At 39.8% G+C, this 23,195-nt stretch carries 19 protein-coding genes, 1 tRNA gene and 2 pseudogenes; 9 read left to right on the top strand and 13 right to left on the bottom strand.

Annotated elements, in window-relative coordinates:
• The first annotated feature begins 863 nt into the window (after positions 1–863).
• Both FLK20_RS22395 and FLK20_RS15625 read left to right on the top strand, forming a co-directional pair.
• Positions 864–1,859, top strand: a pseudogene (locus FLK20_RS22395) (DUF1906 domain-containing protein).
• Positions 1,860–1,969: 110 nt separating this feature from the next.
• Positions 1,970–2,245: a hypothetical protein gene (locus FLK20_RS15625; RefSeq protein ID WP_152657523.1), complete on the top strand. Its 276-nt coding sequence runs from the start codon at positions 1,970–1,972 to the stop codon at positions 2,243–2,245.
• A gap of 225 nt (positions 2,246–2,470) precedes the next feature.
• Here FLK20_RS15625 and FLK20_RS15620 read toward each other — a convergent pair whose 3' ends face one another.
• The 8 genes and pseudogenes from FLK20_RS15620 to FLK20_RS15585 all read right to left on the bottom strand — a co-directional run bounded on the left by FLK20_RS15620 (position 2,471) and on the right by FLK20_RS15585 (position 7,270).
• The gene (locus FLK20_RS15620) at positions 2,471–3,253 is read right to left on the bottom strand and encodes a phospholipase A2 family protein (RefSeq protein WP_152657522.1); all 783 of its coding nucleotides are present in this window, start codon (positions 3,251–3,253) and stop codon (positions 2,471–2,473) included.
• A gap of 291 nt (positions 3,254–3,544) precedes the next feature.
• On the bottom strand, positions 3,545–3,703 hold the full coding sequence (locus FLK20_RS15615) for a YvrJ family protein (RefSeq protein ID WP_152657521.1): 159 nt from the start codon (positions 3,701–3,703) through the stop codon (positions 3,545–3,547).
• A gap of 23 nt (positions 3,704–3,726) precedes the next feature.
• A complete protein-coding gene (locus tag FLK20_RS15610; protein ID WP_152657520.1) occupies positions 3,727–3,948 on the bottom strand; it encodes a helix-turn-helix domain-containing protein in 222 nt (73 codons plus the stop codon).
• Positions 3,941–4,525, bottom strand: coding sequence for a sigma-70 family RNA polymerase sigma factor (locus FLK20_RS15605; RefSeq protein WP_152657519.1), 585 nt, complete (start codon positions 4,523–4,525; stop codon positions 3,941–3,943). Before FLK20_RS15605 ends, FLK20_RS15610 begins: the two co-directional genes overlap by 8 nt.
• A 138-nt stretch (positions 4,526–4,663) precedes the next feature.
• Positions 4,664–4,736 (bottom strand) — tRNA-Cys (locus tag FLK20_RS15600).
• Between the two features lie 531 nt (positions 4,737–5,267).
• Positions 5,268–5,553, bottom strand: a pseudogene (locus FLK20_RS15595) (recombinase family protein); the annotation flags it as partial.
• 258 nt (positions 5,554–5,811) lie between these two features.
• Entirely contained in the window at positions 5,812–6,291 is a 480-nt protein-coding gene (gene rlmH / locus FLK20_RS15590; protein ID WP_152657518.1) for a 23S rRNA (pseudouridine(1915)-N(3))-methyltransferase RlmH, read from the bottom strand.
• 202 nt (positions 6,292–6,493) lie between these two features.
• Complete coding sequence (locus FLK20_RS15585; RefSeq protein ID WP_152657517.1) at positions 6,494–7,270, bottom strand: Cof-type HAD-IIB family hydrolase; 777 nt, start codon at positions 7,268–7,270, stop codon at positions 6,494–6,496.
• 253 nt (positions 7,271–7,523) lie between these two features.
• Between FLK20_RS15585 and FLK20_RS15580 the strand changes: the two genes are divergently transcribed.
• Entirely contained in the window at positions 7,524–9,245 is a 1,722-nt protein-coding gene (locus tag FLK20_RS15580) for a pyruvate oxidase (RefSeq protein ID WP_152657516.1), read from the top strand.
• Between the two features lie 450 nt (positions 9,246–9,695).
• Here FLK20_RS15580 and FLK20_RS15570 read toward each other — a convergent pair whose 3' ends face one another.
• Positions 9,696–10,655, bottom strand: a complete 960-nt coding sequence (locus FLK20_RS15570) for a LacI family DNA-binding transcriptional regulator (protein ID WP_152657515.1) — start codon at positions 10,653–10,655, stop codon at positions 9,696–9,698.
• Between the two features lie 123 nt (positions 10,656–10,778).
• Between FLK20_RS15570 and FLK20_RS15565 the strand changes: the two genes are divergently transcribed.
• Genes FLK20_RS15565 through FLK20_RS15540 form a run of 6 tightly spaced genes read left to right on the top strand, consistent with a single transcriptional unit; the run spans position 10,779 to position 16,845 of the window.
• On the top strand, positions 10,779–11,777 hold the full coding sequence (locus FLK20_RS15565) for a TRAP transporter substrate-binding protein (RefSeq protein ID WP_152657514.1): 999 nt from the start codon (positions 10,779–10,781) through the stop codon (positions 11,775–11,777).
• The gene (locus tag FLK20_RS15560; RefSeq protein ID WP_152657513.1) at positions 11,770–12,261 is read left to right on the top strand and encodes a TRAP transporter small permease; all 492 of its coding nucleotides are present in this window, start codon (positions 11,770–11,772) and stop codon (positions 12,259–12,261) included. Before FLK20_RS15565 ends, FLK20_RS15560 begins: the two co-directional genes overlap by 8 nt.
• The gene (locus tag FLK20_RS15555) at positions 12,258–13,553 is read left to right on the top strand and encodes a TRAP transporter large permease (RefSeq protein ID WP_152657512.1); all 1,296 of its coding nucleotides are present in this window, start codon (positions 12,258–12,260) and stop codon (positions 13,551–13,553) included. Before FLK20_RS15560 ends, FLK20_RS15555 begins: the two co-directional genes overlap by 4 nt.
• Positions 13,554–13,582: 29 nt before the next feature.
• The gene (uxaC, locus tag FLK20_RS15550) at positions 13,583–14,992 is read left to right on the top strand and encodes a glucuronate isomerase (protein WP_152657511.1); all 1,410 of its coding nucleotides are present in this window, start codon (positions 13,583–13,585) and stop codon (positions 14,990–14,992) included.
• Positions 14,992–16,020, top strand: coding sequence for a mannonate dehydratase (uxuA, locus tag FLK20_RS15545; RefSeq protein WP_152657510.1), 1,029 nt, complete (start codon positions 14,992–14,994; stop codon positions 16,018–16,020). Before uxaC ends, uxuA begins: the two co-directional genes overlap by 1 nt.
• A 3-nt stretch (positions 16,021–16,023) precedes the next feature.
• Positions 16,024–16,845, top strand: coding sequence for an SDR family oxidoreductase (locus tag FLK20_RS15540; RefSeq protein WP_152657509.1), 822 nt, complete (start codon positions 16,024–16,026; stop codon positions 16,843–16,845).
• Positions 16,846–16,956: 111 nt separating this feature from the next.
• Here FLK20_RS15540 and FLK20_RS15535 read toward each other — a convergent pair whose 3' ends face one another.
• From FLK20_RS15535 to FLK20_RS15520, 4 genes are all read right to left on the bottom strand, one after another.
• Entirely contained in the window at positions 16,957–19,050 is a 2,094-nt protein-coding gene (locus tag FLK20_RS15535) for a glycoside hydrolase family 31 protein (protein ID WP_227995069.1), read from the bottom strand.
• A 229-nt stretch (positions 19,051–19,279) separates the two neighbouring features.
• Entirely contained in the window at positions 19,280–20,200 is a 921-nt protein-coding gene (gene hprK, locus FLK20_RS15530; protein WP_152657507.1) for an HPr(Ser) kinase/phosphatase, read from the bottom strand.
• Between the two features lie 210 nt (positions 20,201–20,410).
• A complete protein-coding gene (locus tag FLK20_RS15525) occupies positions 20,411–21,631 on the bottom strand; it encodes a hemolysin family protein (RefSeq protein ID WP_152657506.1) in 1,221 nt (406 codons plus the stop codon).
• Positions 21,632–21,742: 111 nt separating this feature from the next.
• Complete coding sequence (locus tag FLK20_RS15520; protein ID WP_152657530.1) at positions 21,743–22,912, bottom strand: TraB/GumN family protein; 1,170 nt, start codon at positions 22,910–22,912, stop codon at positions 21,743–21,745.
• Between the last annotated feature and the right edge of the window lie 283 nt (positions 22,913–23,195).

Raw genomic sequence — 23,195 nt, 5'->3', positions numbered from 1 at the left:
CTTTATTATTGGCTAGTTATGTCCCAGCCTCTTTTTAAAATTATAGAGAGCAGCGGCATAATGTCAAGCACTGATTTTTAAAAACTTGCTTTATTAACGCCAATACAGCTAAAAAAGGCAATAGGAAAGTAAACCCACCCTAATTTTTTGCATTTTATTCCATATAAACTAATTAATAGGAGAATAAAAAGAACGATAAAAATCTATTTATGATTTTGTGGCATCCCTCCTTCTGGTTGATAAATTTGGTTGTTCTTCAGCAGATAAAAGATCAACCGCACAGGTTTTCGAGCTGTAAGCGTAAGGGCACGTTTGTTGGCAAATTCTTTCGGTTCTGCCCGCTTTTTATCATAGTACTGGGCAGACACAGGTTCATGCACCCGAACACTGTTTGCTGCCTCAAAGAAGTAGTACTTGAGATAGCGGTTCCCCGATTGAATTAGCCGAAATCACCGGATTGAGCCTGATCCCAGGTAATTCCGACGAACAAGGGAGAAGTCAGAGTGCACGAGCCTCCTTCTGCATTGCAGGAGGGCTGGCGGGGAAACAGTCAACGTGTAGGTCTATAGCATAGGGACAGGGCAACAGGAGGAATCGGAACAATCCCTTGGCAGGGCACTACCTATGACTATTCTCCCAAAGACAGCTCGGCATCGTAAACACTTTTGTTTGAGGACTACCGCGCTGTGTTTGCTTCTTTCTAATTCGCGGCATGCTTGCAAGACAATCATACGCTCATTACGAAGCTGCGCCCTTTAACAATGAATAAATAAGCTAACTATTATTTAATTTTCAAGGTACAAATGAATGCCTAAAATCTATTAATTATTAGGCTTAAACATAATATACAAGGAGGGTTACGTATGACACTAGGTTTTGATTGTGCGACAAAACTAAATGAGGATAGTGCAAGAAGGCTAAAAAATGCAGGTTATAATTACGCTTTAAGATATTTAGGAAATAGTTGGAAATCGTTTGATAAAGCAGAAGCAAAGGCAATTCAAAATGTAGGTCTTGATTTATGTTCCATTTATCAAACCACCGCGAATGGTTCGTCTTATTTTAATAAAGCACAAGGGCTAAAAGATGGTAAGTAAGCCACTATATGAGCAAACAATGTTGGACAACCCAAAGGTAGTGCTATCTACTTTGCAGTAGATTATGGAGCTAAGAGTGCATCACAATTGAATGATATTAAAGATTATTTCACGGGGGTTAAATCTACTCTTAGTGGAGATTTTAAAGTAGGTGTTTACGGTTCTTATACAGTTATTGAGGCATTAAAAGATTTAGTTGATTACTGCTGGCAAACTTATGCCTGGTCAAGCGGAAAAATTTCTAATCAAGCTCATTTAAGGCAATATCATAACAATGTAACTGTAGAAGGTATCAAAATCGATAAAAACGAGGCGTACAAGAGCGATATAGGTCAATGGAGTGTTAAGCTGAATGATAGCAAAAAGGCTTCTAAGAGCAAGAAAACGTCTAATAACAAGATTATCGAAAACACTTATAAAGTTAAACTTGGTGATACATTATCAGCTATCGCAAGCCGTAATGGTACAACCATAAAAGCTTTACAGCAGCTGAATGGAATTACGAATCCAAATATAATTACGACTGGACAGACACTAATTTTAAAAGGTGATTCAAAAAAAAGTAATACTAATTCATATACTGTTAAATCAAGTGATACGTTAAGCGGCATTGCATTAAAGCATGGCACTACTGTTAAACAGCTGCAGAATCTAAATAAAATTGGTAATCCAAATAAGATTCATGTCGGCCAAAAGATTAAAGTTCCTGACAACACAAAACAAACTCATAATAGAATAAATTTGTTTATTAATGATATTTAGACGTCAAGGATTTAGATAGTACTAATTTTTTATTTAGCTTTTTGTAAAAATAATTTTCCTATTATATAATTAGGGAGCTAAATCTAACTGGATGTGGTGGTGATGTTAATTTGAGAAGAATTAATATTGGTATATCAACTGTATGTTTTTTATTTACCTTTTTGATGGCAATGCATCTTTTTCAAAATTGGAATGTTTCTTTATTTGAATATCTTTATGATGTAAGTATTTTTACACCAATCTTTTTTGCGCTTTTAGGATCTATATGCGCTTGGTTTAGCGTAAGAGGAACAAATAGGAACATTTTAATTATCTTAAATTTATTGATGCTATTCTTCTTTGCGATTTTTACTTTTATAGCTATTTTTGGATTTCAAAATCCTTAAAAAAAGATCTAATCATGTTGAAATGCTCCCTTTAAGTAAGAATGAGTGAATTTTTTTCTTAGAAGGGAGCATTCTTAATATTTGCATTATCCTAAATAACATTCTCTAAGTATTATAAATTGTGTTCTCTCCAGGATAATTTCTACAAAAATAAAGCCTGACACCGATATTAACAGTGTCAGGCTTTATTTTTGTGTGTTGCTGTCATCCTGGTAGGAGGAAAATTTAACATTTTTTACTTTTCATTTTTAATTTAAATGCAGAAGAAATAAGACTAGCTGCACGCGAACCTTTACCGGATAAACAACTTATTAGATTTCTATCACAAGTACAACGTCCAGGATACTTTTTAGTTCTGCCATAGCATTTATCATGCGCTCGGCAGCATAAATCTACAGAATTTACATATGGGCCACTGCCACATTTTGCTCCACACCAGTTATACGTGACGGGGATTGTTGGTATATTTCCTGGTGTTAAAGGCTCTTTAATAGTACAACACCCATTCCCAACACAAGGAAGCTTGTCATACCATGCTTGTGGTGAAATTTGATTATCTGCTGCACCTACAGTAACTACATCATTATACTCTTCCAGCAAGTCTGGGTTCTTTAATTCATCTCCTGTAAAATCTTCCTTGGTGTCTGCAATAATTTCTCCTCCAAAATTTGAAACAATTCTAAGGTAGGTTTTCTCATTAGCTTGTTCAATGTGAAATACTTTAACACCAAATAGACTAATGTCATTCGGGACAGAAGAAATCTCAATACGAGTATCATTGTTAAACAGAATATTTTGGACAGTAACTCCAGAAGTTTCCCCATCTTCATAATATCCATGCATATTCAATGCATTTTCTGTTAGTATTGGACCTTCTAACACGTCCAGAACATTTGCAAAATCAAGCGTGTCTTTCACGATGGTGTATTCTTCATCTGAAAGCCAGTCTAAATTCTTTAACTCTGGAACATCAACTTTCATTTGTTTTAATCCAGATTCTTCCCTCATCAAATCATCTCCATTATTTTATTTAGGTTGTTAAAACCTATACTTATAAAAGAGATTTGAATAAGTAATAATCAAAATTTATCGGTTTTTTTATTATTACTTGTACTAAAGTTACAAATATGGTTTTTCAATTTATTTGAAATGGTTAATTGCTCAGTAATAGCATCAAATAATACTTTTTCATCTTCTGGTGTTAGATTTTTTTTAGCTAAACATTTCGAAAAAGAAGCTTGTATCTCTCTTGACTTACAATAACATTCCAATAGGTTAGAGTTGTCCATTATTCATCCCTCACTTTTTTAATTCTCTTGCTGCATTCCTAAGTTCTGTAATAACTTTTTCCAGGTTATCTATCTTCTTCTCGAATCTTACGAATAAATAAATTGTTATCATGACTGGAAAACCGAAATTACCTAAAATGTTAATTAATGCTGTATAATCATTTTCCATAAAGCCCCCCCCCAAACAATGAGTTATCCACTTTCGCAATCAATAAATTCAAAAAAAGTAGGAACTTCCAGCGATTGAAGCTTATTGATTTTCTCCAAAATTTTCATTGATATTTCTTGCTCTAAATCATTTCTCTCCTGGTAAGGTGTATTTCGTAAATTTTTTTTGATGGATGGCTCAAAAAACGAAATTACTTGTAATATATTACCTTCCTCAACAGCTGACAATAAGCTCAAATTATCCATAGTTAACCATCTCCTCTAAGTTATTTTTTAGCTTTTTCAATGCAGCTCTGTGATTATAAGAAATGGTCTGTTCAGATTCTCCTAAAACAGAAGCAGCTTCTTTATTGCTTAGTCCTTGTACATAAATTAGTTCTAAAATTCTCAGCTGCAGGGGCTTTAATGATTTAATATTTTTATATAATTTTTCATCCTCTATTCGATCCAGGAAGCTTTGATGATTTTGAAACCCCTCAAATGTTAGATCCTTCTTTGAGGAAAAATACACTTCCTGCAGCGTTTCGTCATCAATTTTGGAATCTTTGTCTTTGATGTAAACCTCCTTATTTTTGTGATTATTCCTTTTCTTGTCAAAGTCAATAGAGTAAAAATAAATTAATTTGGAGATATAACCTAAGATTTTTATAGATTTATAGTATCTTTGGAATGCCTCATCTAGTTTTTTTATACTTTCGGTATTTGACGGCTCTTGTAGTGCTTTGTTAAAGAGTGCATAGTTGTTTTCATCGTTTAAAAAATTTTTAATAACAGGTTGATTCATTTGAGATTTACATTTACTTAAAAGATTTAATTTTTCCATAAAAATACCCCCTACAATATAAAGAGAATTAACTGTTACATTTATAAAAAAGAACACCTGTTCTTATTTTATCATTTTTTAATTTTTATTAACATAAAAAAACTCTTATTCTTTTTTTGAATAAGAGTTTTTTTTATAAGGTGGTAATCGGATTCGAACCGATGTGTAAAGGTTTTGCAGACCTTCGCCTTTCCATCTTGGCTATACCACCATAATAACGTTCTATAATTAAATAAAGAGAAACATATGTTTTAATTCTCAAAATGAAGGATAATTTTATTCGTAACTTGCACTTGAATTTCAAATAATACCTCATCTGAATCAACACCTAATTTTTCTAATACATCGATCCTTGAATGTTGTTTTCTCTGTAATATAGAGTATAATATAAGTAACAAATCAATAATAAAAAACGTTTGGTGCTGTTACATCAGCGGTTACAATAGACTGTTTCTCGCGTACGAGGAACAGCGCAAATTCAGTTATAAAAATAACCCTTCGCCTGTCAAAGCATATGAGGGTTATTTTTTTCGTTTTTTTCGGACATGATAAACACCACTAACGATCCAAACGAGACCATCAATAATAAGGCAGTACCTATATCCATACAGCAGCACCTCCCTTCCAGGAGGTTAAAAAATAAACACAGGAAGTAAAAAGGTGCGTTGCCCCTCATATGCAATTAATCCAGTCGATTGATACTTATTATTATAAAATAAAGAAAGAATTAATCAGTTATACTTCAGTTCAATTTTTCTCGGTTAGCACGAATTAACGTACTTTTAGAAATCCCTGTCTTTTCTTCTACCTCTTTATACGAAAGCTGTTCAAGCAGCAAAAGAGCATGTTCAATTTGTTTTGCTTTGAATTTACGAGGACGACCTTCGCGGAAGTCCTGTCGGTGTATTTTCAACTAACCCCATATTTAAAATATGGACCTTTATTTCATGTTCAAATAAATCTTTTATTTTATTGATGCCGTCTAATGTAGATCTGGCGAATCTATCGAGCTTAGTTAAAACAAGTGTCAAAACTCATAAATTTTCGCAATGGCTACCTTATTGATAGTCTTTTTTGTATGAAAAATCAAGGTAGGACATAAGAAAACAGTATCTCGCATATACTATCAAAACAGTTCTATGATAAAAGGCAGCGATATTATGTACATTCAAAGTCAGGATGTTAAGAATTAAAGGTTAAAAGCAAAAGAGTTATACCTCTTGTTTTTAACCTTTAATTTTTTAGCTTATCCATATGTACCGTTAACTCCATTTGCTTGTTTACCATCATTTATGATAAGGCTCCCCCCTATTAATCCGAAACCCCCGATAAACCTGCTCCAACAAAACCAGCCGCATCAACTGATGAGGAAACGTCATCTTAGAAAACGACAAAGCCAGATCACTCCGCTTCCGCACATCCTCACTAATCCCAAGCGACCCGCCAATCACAAACACAACCTTGCTCTTCCCATACGTCGCCAGCTCGTCCATCTTTTTTGCCAGCTGCTCCGAACTGAGCATCTTCCCTTCAATCTCCAGCGTAATCACAAAAGCATCCGGATGAACCTGCGCAAGAATACGCTCGCCTTCCTTGCGCTTCACCTCTTCCATTTCCGCTTCACTCATTGTCTCCGGTGCTTTTTCATCTGCTACTTCGACAATATTCACTTTCGCATAAGCGCCTAATCGCTTTTTATATTCCTCAATACCCTGCTTTAAGTATTTTTCCTTCAATTTTCCTACAGTAACAAGGGTTATATTCATTACAAACTTCCTTTATATTTTCATTTTTTTGATTTTTATTAACTTCCTTTATTTTACCATGTTTCCCCGCCTGAGGGTATCTCATTTCTTAAAATTATCCTAATTCATATATATAAAAACCGAGATTTTCTGCATATACCCGCAGAAATCCCGGTTTCTTAGCTTATGCTTATTCAATTCCCTAAAAAACTAAAAGCCTTCCTTATTCAATCAACCCACACAGCCTCAATCCATCCGCAATCCCGTCATCATCATTCGACTTGGTAATATACGTCGCCACTTCCTTAATCTCCTCCACCGAGTTCTCCATGGCTATCGATGTTTTCACAAATTGAAACATTTCTAAGTCATTCAATCCATCGCCAAAGGCATATGTATGCTCCTTGGAAAATTCCGTGATTTCTAAGAATTCCTTAATGCCTGTTGCTTTAGAGATATCTTTCGGGAAGACATCACAGTTGTATGGAGAATTGCGGACAAAATGGAGCTCCGGGAATTTCTCCTGATACTCTTCTTCGCCTTCTTCCAGGAATATTTCAACCTGATAGACCGGCTTATTCATATAAATATCGTCATCTACGACTGGCATCTCCCTGCCGCAATGTTTACAGTCCTTTTTTAACAGCTCTGATTGATCGTTCGTTGTATAAATCCGCTCAGATGTGTGGTAGCAGATCGTTACACCTCTTTGCTCTGTATACTCCTCCAGCTTTTTTAATATGACAGGGTTGATTCGATTGCGATAGATGACTTTTCCCTCGTGAACGATGAATTGTCCGTTCAATAATATTGCTGATTCAATTCCTGTTTGTTCTCGCAGTTCCTTCGTTTCAAATACTGGCCGCCCTGTTGCAAGGACAGGTAATCCGCCATTTTCAATGAGCTTTTCAATTGCTTCTATGCTGCTTTTTGCTACTTTTTGTTCGCTTGTCAGTAATGTTCCGTCTAAATCAAAAAATACAACGGGTCGTTTCGTCATTTATGGTCCTCCTCACATGCCTTGTGGAGTAATGGTAATTCACCCCTATTCTAAAAGATAATCAGAGGAAAAGCTAGGTTTTGTGTGTTTTGTCGAATTGTTTTTTTATTCTTTTTTTCCTGTCCCTTCTAGTTTGATAAATGCATCATTGTGGAATAGACAAAGTAAGCAAAAAAGGGCTGGATGAATTTACTTTTTCAGCAGCTCTGTCAATATAATTTAAAAAAATACTCGTGAAAAGGGGACATCATACATGTTTGATGATCGTGCAGGAAAAGTACTGGTTAATTTACTAGCAGACTGGGATGTGGACCATATTTACGGTATGCCTGGTGACTCCATTAATAACCTGATGGAAGAGCTGCGGAAAGCAGAGGAGAAGATACAATTTATTCAAGTGCGTCATGAAGAGGCTGGAGCATTGGCTGCCGCTTCCTATGCGAAATTAACTGGAAAGCTCGGCGTTTGCCTATCGATTGCAGGTCCGGGAGCAATTCATTTATTAAATGGTTTATACGATGCGAAAGAAGATAGCGCTCCCGTGCTTGTGCTTGCGGGGCAGGTTCCGACCGACCACATTGGAGTCGATGGCTTTCAGGAAGTGAATATGGAACGCATATTTGATGATGTTGCTGTCTATAATAAACAGGTTGTCTCGGAAAAACAGCTTCCTTCGATGGTCAATCAGGCTATCCGTACAGCTTATACGGAGAGAGGTGTCGCTGTATTGACCTTGCCGGATGATATCCCTGCGGAGAAAATTAAAAATAAGGTCCAACAAAATGCGGTAATGTATGAGACACCTATGTTAACACCGGATACAGCGGCGATGCAGGAGGCTGCTGCAGTGATTAATAAGGCAAAGAAGCCGATTATTTTAGCGGGAACAGGAGCAAAAAAGGCAAAAGAAGAGCTGGCGGCATTTTCTGACAGGATTGCTGCTCCTGTCGTTATTTCTCTTCCTGCTAAGGGAGTTATGGAGGATGAACATCCAAACTTCCTCGGCAACCTGGGCATGATTGGCACCAAACCTGCCTATGAAGCGATGGAAGAGGCTGATTTGCTGATTCTGCTTGGCACCTCTTATCCATATACGGAATTTTTACCAGAGGATGTCACATGTATTCAAATTGACAGCGACCCGCTGCAAATTGGAAAAAGGTATCCTGTTGATGTCGGTATAGCTGGTGATGCAAAAAAGACGCTGATCTGGTTAAACGAACAGCTGCCTCACATGGAAAAGCGGGATTTCTTAGAGAAATATCAGGAGAAAATGGCAGATTGGTGGGAGGAGATGAAGGCTGATGAGGAGCATACCTCCACACCAATTAAACCACAGCAGGTTATCCATGAGGTACAGAAAATTGCGGCGGATGATGCGATCCTGTCTGTCGATGTCGGTAATGTGACCGTATGGGCAACGCGGCACTTCCGAATGAAAACAACACAGGATTTCCTGACCTCCAGCTGGCTTGGTACAATGGGCTGCGGGCTTCCTGGAGCAATTGCGGCGAAACTGGCTTTCCCGGAGCGTCAGGTGATCAGCCTCTCTGGGGATGGCGGCTTTTCGATGAATATGCAGGATTTTCTCACCGCTGTGAAGTATAACCTGCCCATGATTATTGTTATCTTTAATAATGAGCGGATTGGCATGATTAAATACGAGCAGGAGGCGGGCGGAAACCTGGATTATAAAACAGATTTAGAAAGCTTTAACTTTGCCCGATTTGCGGAAAACTGCGGCGGTAAAGGTTATCGTGTGGAAAAGTTTGAGGACCTGAAGCCATCTCTGGAGGCTTCTGCATCCTTTAATCAGCCTGCGCTTATCGATGTCTGTATCGAGGACGAGCCGCCAATTCCGGGAAAGCTTTCTTATGATCAGGTAACCAGCTATTCGAAGCAGACGATTAAGAAGCTGTTTGAAAAAGGAAAGCTGGAACTGCCACCAATTCGTAAGGGATTGAAACGAATGTAATGAAGATATATTTAGGAGGGTCTTCATGGCCATTGTTGACCCTCCTTCTCATTTTTTTATTGCGTTTTTTCTATGGAATTTATCAATTGCATAAATACGGATTTATCTGCCGTCTGGATAAGCTTCTGCACTCTTTCCGGATGCTCAATCAGCTTGCCGTAAAAGCTTTTTATCCTGTCTTCACATCCATTCCTTTTTGAACTCCACCACTTCCATTTTTGATACGAGCAGACTTGTTGACATTCCTGCAGAACATGCTAATAAAATATGTTTTATTGTTGTTTCTCCTTGGTTTCTTTCAATATATTTATTGTATTAAATTAACGTTCACATTAAAATCGATTGTTTTTCCGTTACTTACCGGAAATGATTATAAAATGAATTTTTTTATTTCTAAATCTTTCTCCTAACAAAAAACGCTCCCCCACCTATCCCCGGGAAAGCATTTTCCTACTTCTTATCATGATACTGCAACGTCGGAAAAAGATCGATAACCTCTGACGCATTCTTACGGCCTGCTTCAATATTTTTCGTCAGATGCTTCACCAGGCTTTCTGCAATTTGCTCGGCCGACACACCAACGGAGTATACCGGTGTTTCAATCGACTTAAATTGCTTGATATTATCATAGGCGACAATGGTCTTCTCCAGTTCCAGGTCATCCATATGATGTAAAACGCCCATTGTAATATCATAGCTTCCGCAAATGATGCCGTCATGCAGCGTCTCTGTTTTTAAAAATTCTTTGACAGCCTGCTTGGCCGCCATTTCGGTCAGTCCCCCGGAATCAATAAGCCGATAGGTTACCTGCTTCTCCCTGCAGTAATCTTCAATGGTCTTCTTTTTCACAATCTGCCTGATATCCTTTGTATGGAGCTCGCCGATATAATCAATGCTTTGGTATCCTTTTTCAATTAGCAAATCGACTGCCTGCTTCATCGCCCAATTATGATGCACATTAATAATTGGGTAAGGTAATTTCCGGGCAACTCCATAGGCAATGACTGGAATATTCTTCGTAATTTTTTCCGGCAGCGTGGTGCTCTCTCCTTCATCAAAAACAATCACGCCATCAAAACGCAACTCTAAAAACTTGCTCGCTGCAGTAATTGGGTTATCGATAGAGACCGCCATAAAGTATCCGGCCTGCTTTAACGCTTCATTTACCTGCGTTGCCAACGTTGTTACTGCTACCCGATCGACTGCCGGCCAAATCAAACCAATGGTATGACTCTTGTTTGATACGAGCGATCGGGCAGAGTTATTTGGGATATAATTCATCTCTTCTGCTTTTTCTTTTATTTTTCTTTTGGTCGCTTGAGTTACAAGCGGAGAGTCCTTTAAAGCCTTACTCACCGTGGAGTAGCTCACCCCGCATTCTCTCGCAATATCCTTTAAAGTTACAGCCATTTGTGTACTCCTTAAAATTTTCTATTGATTTCTTCTTGATATAATTATATCATAAGGAATAGGTAGTTCGAATTTTTTTAACCCAAAATAACAACGTTGTTATTTTGAATAAGGAGGATAAATATGCGTATTTTTTTATTATGCATTGTAAGCGTTTTAACTTTATTGACAGGTTGTGCGCAATCGAATAGTTCAGCGGATACAACGGAATTTGTGCTCGCTCACAATATGCCTACCAATCACCCGATTCATGAATCGCTGGTTGATTTTCAGACGATTTTAGATGAAAAATCAGGCGGAAAGCTGAAACTTCGCATTTACGCAAATGGACAGCTTGGCAGTGAACGTGAGGTTATTGAAATGACGCAGACCAATGCGGTTCAGTTTACGAAAGTATCTGCAAGTGCATTGGAAAGTTTTTCAGAATCCTATTCCCTGTTTAGTATGCCATATCTATTTGATTCACAGGAGCAATACCGTGAAGTCATGAAAATGCCGGAAATTCAGGATGCTTTCTATAACAGAACAGAGGATAACGGTTTTATCGGAATTACTTACTATGATGCCGGTGTACGGAACATGTACACGAAGGATCGCATTTTGGAAACCAATGAGGATATGCATGGCTTAAAAACACGTGTCCAGCCGAGTAAAACAAGTGTGCAAATGATTGAAGCACTTGGCGGCACGCCGACGCCGATGGGATTTGGTGAAGTTTATACCGCTTTGCAGTCGGGGTTATTAGATGCAGCGGAAAATAATGAGTCTGCACTGACGGATAATAAACATGGCGAGGTTGCCAAGCATTATTTCTTCACAGAGCATGCGATGGTTCCTGATATTTTAATCATGAACGTAGAAGCTTATAACCAGCTGTCGGACGAGGAACAGCAATGGATCCGGGAAGCGGCGGCAGAATCATCTGCTCTGCATGAGCCCCGCTGGGATGAGCGTATGCTGGAAGCACGTGAAATTGCCGAAGAAGAAATGGGCGTTACCTTCCACGAGATTGATAAAAGCAGCTTTATGGAAGCTGTAAAGCCACTACAGGAATCATTTCAGGAAAATGATGCTACTCGGGAGCAGTATGAATTAATTATGGGGGAGGAAAACAATGAGTAATATTAAAAAATACATTGATAAAGGTCTTCTCGTCTTAACTGGTATTCTAATTGCTGTCATGTCCGTTCTATCTATTTGGCAGGTGATCGCACGGTATATTCTCAACACACCCAGCACCGTCAGTGAAGAAGTCATCCGTATGCTGTTAATCTGGTTTGCCTTAACCAGTGCTGCGTATGTATTTGGCCAGCAAAAGCATATTGCGATTGTATTTATCAAAGAGAAGCTGTCTCCAAAAGCACAGCTGGCTCTTCACCGTCTATCAAATGTTATTTTACTGCTTGTTGCCGTTGTTCTAATGATTTGGGGAGGGATTCAGGTTATCAACCTCACCTTAACCCAAGCTGCTCCTTCCACGGGCATATCGATGGCATGGATGTATGGAGCTCTGCCGATTTCAGGATTATTTATTATATTTTATGCCATTTATAACTTAGCCGTTGGTGAGATGACATCAGCGGAGGAAGGAAGTGAACAGCTATGACATTAGTTGCTGGACTCGTCTTATTTATTTCGTTTCTCGTTATGCTTGCTTTAAGTATTCCTATTGCGATATCGATTATTTTGAGCTCGCTGTTAACCATGCTCTTGATTCTGCCGTTTGATGTCACGATTATTACAGCGGCACAGCGGATGGTTACAGGAATTGATAACTTTACTATGCTTGCCATCCCGCTGTTTGTACTTGCCGGAATTTTGATGAATAATGGCGGAATTGCGTTTCGCCTGGTCAATTTTGCTAAAGTGTTAGTTGGACGGATGCCCGGCTCTCTTGCACATACCAATATTGTCGGAAATATGCTTTTTGGTTCTATTTCCGGATCAAGTGTAGCTGCAGCAGCTGCCATGGGCCGTATTATGGGACCGCTTCAAGCAAAACAAGGCTACCGTAAAGACTATTCGGCAGCAGCAAATATAGCTTCTGCACCAGCAGGTTTATTAATTCCGCCCAGTTCTCTATTAATTGTATATTCATTAGTCAGCGGCGGAACATCGATTGCAGCTTTATTTATGGCTGGTTATATCCCAGGTATTTTATGGGGACTTACCGGAATGGCTGTGGCTTATATTTTAGCGAAAAAGAATAACTATCCCGTTTCCGAGAGAATCAGCTGGAAGGATCGTTTCTTTCTTATTCTCGATGCTATTCCGAGCTTATTACTGATTATTATTGTTATCGGCGGTATCGTTGGTGGGATTTTCACTGCAACAGAAGGAGCTGCGGTTGCTGTTTTATACGCTTTTGTTCTTTCTCTTATCTATAAGAGCTTTAAAATCGCTGATATCCCAAATATTATCAAAGAAACAGTTGAAATTACCGGAATGATTCTCTTATTGATTACCGCTTCAGCTTTATTCTCATTGGTAATGAGCTTTACAGGGCTTCCGGAAGCCATTTCAAACGGCATTCTATCTCTGACAGAGAATCCGATTCTTTTATTACTTTTAATGAATCTTATTTTACTGCTTATCGGGACATTTATGGATATTACGCCGGCAGTACTTATTTTCACACCAATTTTCCTGCCGATTGCAACGTCCATCGGTTTAGATCCGGTTCACTTTGGTATCGTTATTGCATTCAATCTGTGTATCGGTAATATTACACCACCGGTAGGAAGTGCGTTATTTGTCGGAGCGAGTGTCGCTAATGTGAAGATTGAAAGTGTTATCCGGACACTTGTTCCTTATTTCATAGCGCTGATAGTGATGCTGCTCGCAATTACCTTTATCCCGCAGTTATCACTGTTCCTGCCGAATCTATTTGGACTATAAAGCATTAACCTAAGCAAGGAGAGTAGTTTATGACACTTATTCATGACAATTTTTTATTAACAACAACAAAAGCAAAGGAACTTTATCAATCTATTAAAGATACGCCCATTTACGATTTCCACTGCCATTTAAGCCCGCAGGAAATCTATGAGGATAAAAATTATGCAACGATTACCGATTTATGGCTCGGGCATGACCATTATAAATGGCGCCTTATGAGAGCTTATGGCATTGATGAAGCTCTGATTACCGGTGATGGAGACAGCTTTGATAAATTTGCAGCTTTTATAGACATGCTCCCAAAAACCATCATGAATCCGATGTATCATTGGTGCTATTTGGAGCTGGCCCGTTATTTTGATCATTATGAAGGGGTTCAGCACAGCAATGTCAGAGAGCTTTATCAGAAATTAAATAAACAGCTCCAGCAGCCGGATATGTCGCCTAGAAATCTGTTACGAAAAAGCAATGTACAAGTAGTCTGCACCACCGATGATCCTTGTGACGACTTATACTATCACCAGCAGCTGGCTGCAGATCCATCCTTTGATATCGAGGTCCGGCCGACATTCCGGCCTGATTTCTATATCAGCCTGAAGCAGAAAACCATCGGGACAGCGATCCAGAAATTACAGGCTGCGTCAGGCTTTGACATTAACAGTTTATCTGATTATGTCAAAGCGCTGGAAAACAGAGTAGATTATTTTAACGAACATGGAGCAAAAAGTGCTGATCAAAGCTTTTCAGAAGTGGTCTTAACAGGGCTTTCTGAAGAAGCAGCTGCGGCGTACTTTACAGATTTAAAAAATGGAAAAGCCCTTGATAATAGGAAAACCCGGGAATTGGCAGGTTGGCTATTGGCTCGTCTGGCACAATCGTATAAAAAATACGGCTGGGTGATGCAGCTGCATCTCGGGCCGCTTCGAAACAATAACTCGTTGCAATATGAAAAAATTGGTACTGATGCCGGTTTTGACAGTCTTGGCAATTTGTTGAATGCGGAGGAATTGAATCAATTATTAGATCATCTGCATCAAAACGGCAGCTTAACCAATACCATCATTTATCCGCATAATGCCAATGATCACTCGATGGTTCAGGCTGCTGCCGGTAATTTCACTTCTAAGGATGTGAAGGTACAGCTCGGTGCTGCCTGGTGGTACAATGACACGAAAGACGGGATGATCCAGCATTTAATAGACTATGCGAACATCGGCCTGCTGTCCGAGTTTGCGGGGATGCTTACCGATTCACGAAGTCTGGTCTCCTATTCCCGGCATGAATATTTCCGGCGGATTCTCTGCCAGCTGCTCGGCTCTCTGGTAGAAAAGGGAGAAATTGAAGATGATCCGGCATTGCTGGAAGGTATTTTAAAGGATATCTGCTTTAACAATGCAGCCCGCTTATTCAAAATTGAAAATATCAAGGAGGTTCACTAATGCAATTATCTTTTAGATGGTATGGAGATACTGATCCTGTAACGTTAGATAAAATAAAACAGATTCCCGATATGAAAAACATCGTTTCTGCAATCTATGATGTTCCTGTCGGGGAGGTTTGGCCAAAGGAACGGATTGACAGTTTAAAAGCTTCGATCGAAAAAGAAGGGCTCTCCCTGGCTGTCATTGAGAGTCTTCCTGTTCACGAATCGATTAAGCTTGGTGAAGCCGATCGTGATGCCTATATTGCCAATTACAAAACATCCTTAAAGAATCTTGCTGAGGCAGGAATTAAAACTGTCTGCTATAACTTTATGCCGGTGTTTGATTGGACAAGAACGGATTTAGAGCATGAATTAGAGGACGGCTCCACTGCTTTATTATATGATCATGATTTTATCAAAGAAATTGATCCGGTGACGACAAACTTGAATTTGCCCGGCTGGGATGAGAGCTATACAAAGGAAGAAATGGCAGCTTTAATTGAGAAATACCGCCAAATAACGGATGAAGATTTATGGAATAACTTAACCTATTTCTTAAATGAAGTATTGCCAGTTGCGATCGAACATGACGTCGACCTGACGATTCACCCGGATGATCCGCCATGGTCTATCTTTGGGATTCCGCGTATTATAAAAGGAAAAGAAAGCTATCAGCGTTTGATTTCCATTAATAATGCAAAAAATAATGGCATCTGCTTCTGCACCGGCTCGCTCGGCTGCTTAGAGGAAAATGATCTTCCTGCGCTTATCCGTGAATTTGGAGATCATATTCATTTTGTCCATATGCGCAATATTAAGCGGCTGGAAAACAGCTCTTTTGTGGAAACAGCACATCTGTCTAAATTAGGCTCTGTTGATATGAAAGAGGTTGTCCGTGCACTGAAGGATATCGGGTATACAGGAACAATCCGCCCTGATCATGGCAGAATGATTTGGGGAGAGACCGGAAAAGCAGGCTATGGTCTTTTTGACCGTGCACTCGGTGCGACGTATATTAATGGTCTGATCGAAGGAGTCGAGTAAGCTATGGAGCTATCATTTGCAGGACGAAATATTGTGATTACCGGAGCAAGCGGTGTGATTGGCAGTACATTTGTAAAAGCCCTTGTTCAGGAAGGTGCACATGTCGGCTTGATTGGTCGCAGCAGAGCTAAGCTGGAGCAGCTTATCAAAGAAGTGGATGCGGAAGGTACGAACACAATTGCTTTAGAAGCGGATGTCTTAAATAAAGTGTCTCTTGAAAAGGCAAAGCAGGATTTTAATGCCAGGTTTGGTGCAGTGAACGCTTTGATTAACTGTGCCGGCGGAAATCATCCAGATGCGACAACCGATGATGAGCACTATGAGAAGGATATCGAGAAAAACCTGTTTGGATTAAGCGAAGAAGGTGTAGAAAGTGTATTCCGTTTAAATTACACGGGAACCTTCCTCCCTATCCAGGTATTTGGAACGGATTTAACAGAGGGTGAGGGAAATACTGTTATTAACATTTCTTCGATGAATGCTTTTCAGCCTTTAACCAAAATACCAGCGTACAGTGGAGCTAAAGCTGCGATTAGTAATTTCACACAATGGCTCAGTACGTATTTTGAAGGAAAGGTCCGCGTCAACGCAATTGCTCCCGGGTTCTTTGAAACGGCGCAGAATAAAGGACTGCTTCGTAATGAGGATGGCTCTTATTCTGACCGTGCCGAGAAAATATTGGGACAGACACCCATGAATCGCTTTGGTGACCCGGAGGATTTAGTCGGTACCCTATTATGGCTGCTTGATCCGAATGCCAGCCGCTTTGTGACAGGTATTGTCGTACCTGTTGACGGAGGATTTTCTTCGTATTCAGGTGTATAAATAGTTTATTGAGGAGAGTGCTGAATCAGCGCTCTCCTTTTTTCCATTTTAAGAAAAAAACCATCTGCCTGCTCCTCCAAAGAGCAACCAGATGGTTCCTTTTCTTCTTTATTAAAATGTCTTTGTTTCTACCTCTGTCAGTCCATCATTATACATCGGCAGGGAAGCGCCCTTTTTGACAAAGAAAGGAATATTAGCAAGCGAAACATCCTTTGTAATCGTGCTTCCCCCTTCGTAAACCTCGCCAGTATAGTAATCGACCCAGCCTTCCCGATTTTTCGGCAGGTAGATTTGCCGGCTTGTCTGACCTTCTTCTACAATTGGGCAGACGAGCAGTTTATCACCAAGCATAAAGTCATCACTGTCTTGATACGCTTTCTCATCCTCTTCAAATTCATAGAATACCGGACGAATAATTGGTTCATAGTTATCATGCGCATTTTCTACAAGACTTTGAATATAAGGATTCAGGCGTTCATGAAGGTGCATTGCTTCCTTCACTTCTGCCAGCACCTCTTCATGCATCCATGCTTCGTTAACAGATCCATCATCATTCCAGGAATGGATCGAGAAGCGGGGATAGAAGACACCGCATTGAACCCATCTCAAAAATAGCTCCGGTCCCGGCTTCGGTCCGGAAAAGCCGCCGATATCATGTCCAAAGTTATAAACACCGGATAAGCTCAATCCAAGCGCTATTTTATTATTAAATTTCAGTGTATGCCAGCTTGTCCGGTTATCCCCTGTCCAAGTCTGCACATACTTACCCATTCCGGCACAGCCTGAACGGCTGATAATATAAGGATGCTCTTCGGTATTGTAAGCAAGCTGTACTTCCCGGGATGCTTTCATCATCAAAAGCGGCATAATGGCACGGTAATCCTGGAAGTTCCCGCCTTTACCAAAGCCGTGCACCTGTGCTTTTTGATCCCAGATTTCAAATTCATTATTATCATTCCAGGTACAATTTATATGATTATCGAGCAGCTTCGTCTTAATCTGATGCTTCCACCAGTTAATCGTATCTGGATTGGTAAAGTCTAAATAATATCCTTCATCATCCCAGAACTGAACCAGCAAAGGCTTGCCATGCTCATCTTTAATAAATCCGTCAAATGCTAACACATCATCAAGTAATGGATGATTCAGCATCAGGGATGGTTTAATATTGGCAACAATTTCGACTCCTTCATCGACAAAATGCTTGCCAAATGCTTTTGGATCCGGGAACTTATCATAGTTCCAGTTAAACACATAGCGTTTTCCATCAATAGATGTATAACCGGAAGATAAGTGGAAAGAGCGCACTTTGATATCATGATGGTTACATTGCTCGAGAAAGCCATTTAATAATTCCTGCGACTTTGGCAAATCTGTATACTGCATCGTAGAGCCGGAATAGGAAATCGCCCATGTCGGCATTTTAGCCGGTCTTCCAGTCAGCCAGCTGAATCTTTTAGTAACATCCTTGATTTGCGGGCCGGCAATCACGTAATAATCTAAAAAGCTGCTGTTTGTCTCATAGTAGCGGTAATAACCATGATAGTTGTCTAATTCCTGTCCAAAATCAAAGACAGAGTTCTGATAATCATCATAGAAAATCCCGATAGATTGACGAATTTCCGGCTTATACGTGATATAAAATGGAATATGCTTGTATAATGGGTCTGTTGTTTCGGCATTATATCCCATTGCATCAATGTTGTTCATCCGGAATCGTCTGCCATGTCTATCCGCAGCACCAGATTTCTCCCCTAATCCAAAATACATCTCTTCCAAATCACGTTCAAGATAGTGACATACGGGCTGATTGGCGCTGATGTGATGCTGATAGCTTTGGGTTCGGCGGTCTGTCATCACCTGTTCAAAGGAACCATCAGCCGTTTTCTGGAACCAGGTTAAATAGAAGCCTTCTTTTTGAATAGCCAATTTTAAATCTGCTGTTGTGATCGTAATCGATTTTTCCGACTCTGAGAAGCTGTATTCCGGGAAAGAGAACGGTTTCATATTTTGACGCGAAAGTCCTTCGAATGGTAATTCCGTATCTCCCGGTGTAATCGTCCAGGTTGGAAAGCTGATTTCTTCTTCCTTGCTTATTTTAACATTGATAATTGACGGCTCCAGCACACGAATATGCGCATAGATTGACTGCTCTGGATTATGCAACGTAATCTGATTTTGTTCATGAGCAATTACATCAAACATTTTCATTCCTCCTAAAATAACAACGTTGTTATTTATAATATGACATACTTTTAGAAAAAAAGAAAGAGGGATGAACGTATTATTTATAAAAAGAGGTGCACAATGATGCACAGACACCCTTACCATTATGTCAATCTTTGAAAAAGAAAAACGAAATACTCTTCACCATTAAAAAGGAGGAGAGAAACACACTGGCGTTCTCCCCTCCTTTTTATATAAAGAAAACGAATCAATCGTCTCCTTCCTCCCATTGCACACGCTGCATAAATTCTGCAGAAGCTTTATACCCTTGCTGCTGCAGATACCAATTATTCGCAGCTGCTTCTACTAATCCAGCTACATCCCGTCCTGGCTGGAGCTGAATTTCAATCCGTGGAATCTGGACACCCAGATAATCCTCATAATCTGTTTTCAGCTCCAAATCATTATTGAGATCGTTCTTCTCCCATTTTGTCAGTTCGATGTCCAGGGAGATCCGTGATTCATCCTGGAACGCTTTTCTCCCGTACATACGGACCACATTTAAGAGACCGACACTGCGAAGGGCAAGGAATTCACGATTGATGTCATTATGTGTGCCGAGAATCGTCTGATGACTCAGCTTTTTCAAAATCACGATGTCATCCGAAACCAGACGATGCCCGCGTCCAATTAAGGTATGTGCCAGCTCACTTTTACCGACACCCGACTCTCCACGAATTAAAACACCGATACCAGAGACATTCAAGCAGACGCCATGCACAGCAATTTCCGTTGCCAGCTTGCGTGTCAGATAGTTGTCTACCTTGGCGATAAAATCAACCGCCGTATCTGCTGTACGGAGAAGCGGGATGTTTTGTTCCTGGCAGAATTTCGTTAAATAGGTCAGTCCATCCTGATTTGATGTCACAATAAAGCATGGCGGATGATAGCTCACCACATGATCAATCCGCTCCTTGCGTTCTTCAATATTCAACTGCTTTAAAAAGTTAATTTCTTTTTTCCCTAAAATTTGTACACGTTCCATTGGAAAAAAGTCAAAGTAGCCAATAAACTCTAAGCCAGGGCGATGTGTCCTGGCCATTTTGATCGTGCGGTCCAGCTCATCTCCGCCAGCAAGCACTTCCAATTGAAATTCTTTTACTAAGCTCTTTACACTGATCGACTTCAAAGCATCGCACTCCTCTCTGTCCTGCTTCTTTCCTTACATTATAACGAATTCTGTACGAAAGAGACAGGTTCATCTATAGGAAATCACTTTGTTACGAATTTTGTCATATTGCCATAAGACACTGGAGAAACGAGCTGGTGGCATTTTACGAAGACTAAGCTAATTCCACAAACAGAGAAGTGAGACAGAACAGAGCGCCTTATCAGCTATTTATTTAATAATTTGCACCCGCTTAATATACCGCCCATCTATTTTCAGGATGCGAAAGGTCAGGTTCTCCTTTTCCAGAACATCTCCTTCTGCCGGGAACGTAGAAAAGTTTCTAAGAATATAGGCAGCAAGCACGTCATCTTCCTCAGGAATATCTGTATCAAAGGTATTATTCAGCTGGTGCAGCGTGATCTTTCCATCACAAATCATTTCCGTGTCTGTCTGCTTTTCTATCAGAGCATCTGCCTCTATATCCATCTCATCCTCTATTTCCTGTCCTATCATCACTTCAATAATATCCTCTTGTGTAACGATTCCTTCTGTCCCGCCATATTCATCTAAAACGATAGCCATATGCTTCTTTTCTTCCAGCATTTTACGGAATACCTGTTCAATATTATTAAATTCATATACACGAAGCGGATCCATATCACTATAATCTTCGAGTGCTTTTTCTTTATTATCGCTCCAGGCAATTAAGTATTTAGAGTGAAAAATGCCGATAATATCATCGACATCCTCGCCAAAAACAGGATATCTCGTAAAAGGGCTGGAGAGAACCAATTCTTTAACCTCCTGATGGCTCGCTTCACACGCTAAGCCGACAATTTCGACACGCGGGGTTTTTAGAACATCCTTTACATTTAAATGATAAAAATCAAATACGCCGCGGATTCGTGAGGATTCCTCTTTTTGAAAAGCTCCTTCTGCATCAGCAATATCCACAATGGCCCGCAGTTCTTCTTTGGACACAGATTCCGCCTGCACCTCTCCCTTTGAAAGGGCTCTGGTAACCAATCCTGTCAAGCCATTTAATAAAAATGTAATCGGTTTTAAAATAAATACCACAGCACGAATTACTGGAAATACGAGAGCAGCAATCCGGTCCGGGAAGCTGGCTGCGACAGATTTAGGAAGCACCTCGGAGCATACAATAATCGTAACCGTCAGAATCGCTGAGGCAAGACCGACATGCCAGCCATATTCAATTGCCAGCATCGTAACCAATGTTGGAAGCAGGATATTTGCCACATTATTTCCGATCAGAATCGCAGTAATAAATTCACTTGGCTTGGAAACAAGCTGCAGCAATTTTTCTGCCTTTCTATCTCCATCATTTGCTTTTGCCTGCAGTCTTACCTTATTAGTCGCCGTGAGAGCTGTTTCACTCCCTGAAAAGAAAAAAGAAACAAATAGTAAAAAAATGATCGCAATGATCACAAGTAAATTCCTCCTAAATAAATATTGGTTTTATCATACTCTATTTTATGTAGAGCGGAAAAAATAGCTCTCCACCTTTTGAAAACTATCTTTTCCAAATAACCTATATACTTATAATAAATTCTGAATAAACACCCGGATAACATCCGCTCCACCTATAAATGTTCCTAAGGAGCTTCCGATATTGGCAAATACAACAACAAGCAATATGCGTGTTACTTTATTATTCCAAAAACCTTTTACAGAATGCACGTCATCGGCTAAAGAATCAAAATCTCCTACATTGGGCCGCTTAATATATGCCTGTACGAAGCCCGCAAACCAGCCTGCTGCAAGCAATGGATTCAGCGATGTGAACGGGGCTGCGACAAATGCGGTCAGTGCAGCTAATGGATGTGCGAAGGCGACAAAGGCACCGATTGCTGAGAGAGACCCGTTCCAGAGCACCCAGCTTATCGTTTGCTGCCAGCCGGCCGCCGGGTTCATCATAAATGTATAAGCAATGATTCCAATAATTAAAATAGGAATCGTCCAGCCGACTACTTTTGGCCACTTTGGCTTGGGCGGACGTACCCGTAATTGCTCTAAATCCTGTTCTTTTTCAATTTCTTTGGTAATACCGGGAACATGCGCTGCACCAAGTATGGCTACAATCTTCTTCCCGGGAGCATCTTTAATTTTTTGTGATAAATACTGATCCCGTTCGTCAATTAACGGTTTCTTCAGGTCTGGAAAATACTCTGTAAACTCCTGCAGCATCGCATTAATGGTATCCTGCTGCTTCATTTTTTCTAATTCTTCTTCCGAAATTTCCTCTCTGCTGAAAATACTGCCAAACACTTGCATTAACAGCATTGCTTTTCCTTTAAAACTGATATTCCCCCAAATACGGGAAAATGTAATCTGGATATCGCGGTCAGCTAAAACAAGCTCAGCACCTGTGTCTTCCGCAGATGTGATGCCTTGTATCATCTCTTCTCCCGGCCGGATGCCAAATTGCTTAGCCATCCGCTTCTGAAAGGAGGAAACTGCCAAGTTCATTAATAACATGACTGCTTTTTTATCGCGGATAACTTGAAAAATATCTGTGTTCTTCCATTTATTATTATCCTTCACCGATTGGAAACGCTGCTCATCCAATTCAATACATACCGCATCAGGCTGTTCTCTTTCAATCACTTCCTTGACCTGCTCGGCACTATTTTTGGAAACATGGGCTGTTCCAATTAATATATATTCTTTTCCATTCAAATGGATCCTTGTGACGTTTTCCTCACTCATGTACCATCCTTCTTCCTTCCATAAATAAAGTGAACCTTCATTCCGTGGAGAGGTTCTTTCTATCCCCACCGCATAGGCATCGATAGCATCCAAAAGCCTGCTCCTCACTGATACTATACACTCCCCATGAATTGTATTTTTTGTGATTAAAGCTATTTTACCATAAATACAAATGTTTCCTCTCATATATATTACCCTCTATTGTAATACATTTTCACCGAATAATTAAACATCTGGTCGTAAATAACGTATGATGTAGGGAGAGAATAAGGATGGAAATATG

Origin of the sequence: Oceanobacillus sp. CFH 90083 (assembly GCF_009389585.1) — a bacterium.
Taxonomy (GTDB): Bacteria; Bacillota; Bacilli; order Bacillales; family Amphibacillaceae; genus Oceanobacillus.
This window is presented reverse-complemented; position numbering and strand designations above follow the sequence as displayed.

Excerpts from the sequence above, each read along its gene's own strand:
- FLK20_RS15620 (WP_152657522.1), bottom strand. The coding sequence starts at position 3,253 with ATGAGGGAAGAATCTGGATTAAAACAAATGAAAGTTGATGTTCCAGAG.
- FLK20_RS15615 (WP_152657521.1), bottom strand. The coding sequence starts at position 3,703 with ATGGAAAATGATTATACAGCATTAATTAACATTTTAGGTAATTTCGGT.
- FLK20_RS15610 (WP_152657520.1), bottom strand. The coding sequence starts at position 3,948 with ATGGATAATTTGAGCTTATTGTCAGCTGTTGAGGAAGGTAATATATTA.
- FLK20_RS15605 (WP_152657519.1), bottom strand. The coding sequence starts at position 4,525 with ATGGAAAAATTAAATCTTTTAAGTAAATGTAAATCTCAAATGAATCAA.
- rlmH (WP_152657518.1), bottom strand. The coding sequence starts at position 6,291 with ATGAATATAACCCTTGTTACTGTAGGAAAATTGAAGGAAAAATACTTA.
- FLK20_RS15585 (WP_152657517.1), bottom strand. The coding sequence starts at position 7,270 with ATGACGAAACGACCCGTTGTATTTTTTGATTTAGACGGAACATTACTG.
- FLK20_RS15580 (WP_152657516.1), top strand. The coding sequence starts at position 7,524 with ATGTTTGATGATCGTGCAGGAAAAGTACTGGTTAATTTACTAGCAGAC.
- FLK20_RS15570 (WP_152657515.1), bottom strand. The coding sequence starts at position 10,655 with ATGGCTGTAACTTTAAAGGATATTGCGAGAGAATGCGGGGTGAGCTAC.
- FLK20_RS15565 (WP_152657514.1), top strand. The coding sequence starts at position 10,779 with ATGCGTATTTTTTTATTATGCATTGTAAGCGTTTTAACTTTATTGACA.
- FLK20_RS15560 (WP_152657513.1), top strand. The coding sequence starts at position 11,770 with ATGAGTAATATTAAAAAATACATTGATAAAGGTCTTCTCGTCTTAACT.
- FLK20_RS15555 (WP_152657512.1), top strand. The coding sequence starts at position 12,258 with ATGACATTAGTTGCTGGACTCGTCTTATTTATTTCGTTTCTCGTTATG.
- uxaC (WP_152657511.1), top strand. The coding sequence starts at position 13,583 with ATGACACTTATTCATGACAATTTTTTATTAACAACAACAAAAGCAAAG.
- uxuA (WP_152657510.1), top strand. The coding sequence starts at position 14,992 with ATGCAATTATCTTTTAGATGGTATGGAGATACTGATCCTGTAACGTTA.
- FLK20_RS15540 (WP_152657509.1), top strand. The coding sequence starts at position 16,024 with ATGGAGCTATCATTTGCAGGACGAAATATTGTGATTACCGGAGCAAGC.
- FLK20_RS15535 (WP_227995069.1), bottom strand. The coding sequence starts at position 19,050 with ATGTTTGATGTAATTGCTCATGAACAAAATCAGATTACGTTGCATAAT.
- FLK20_RS15520 (WP_152657530.1), bottom strand. The coding sequence starts at position 22,912 with ATGAGTGAGGAAAACGTCACAAGGATCCATTTGAATGGAAAAGAATAT.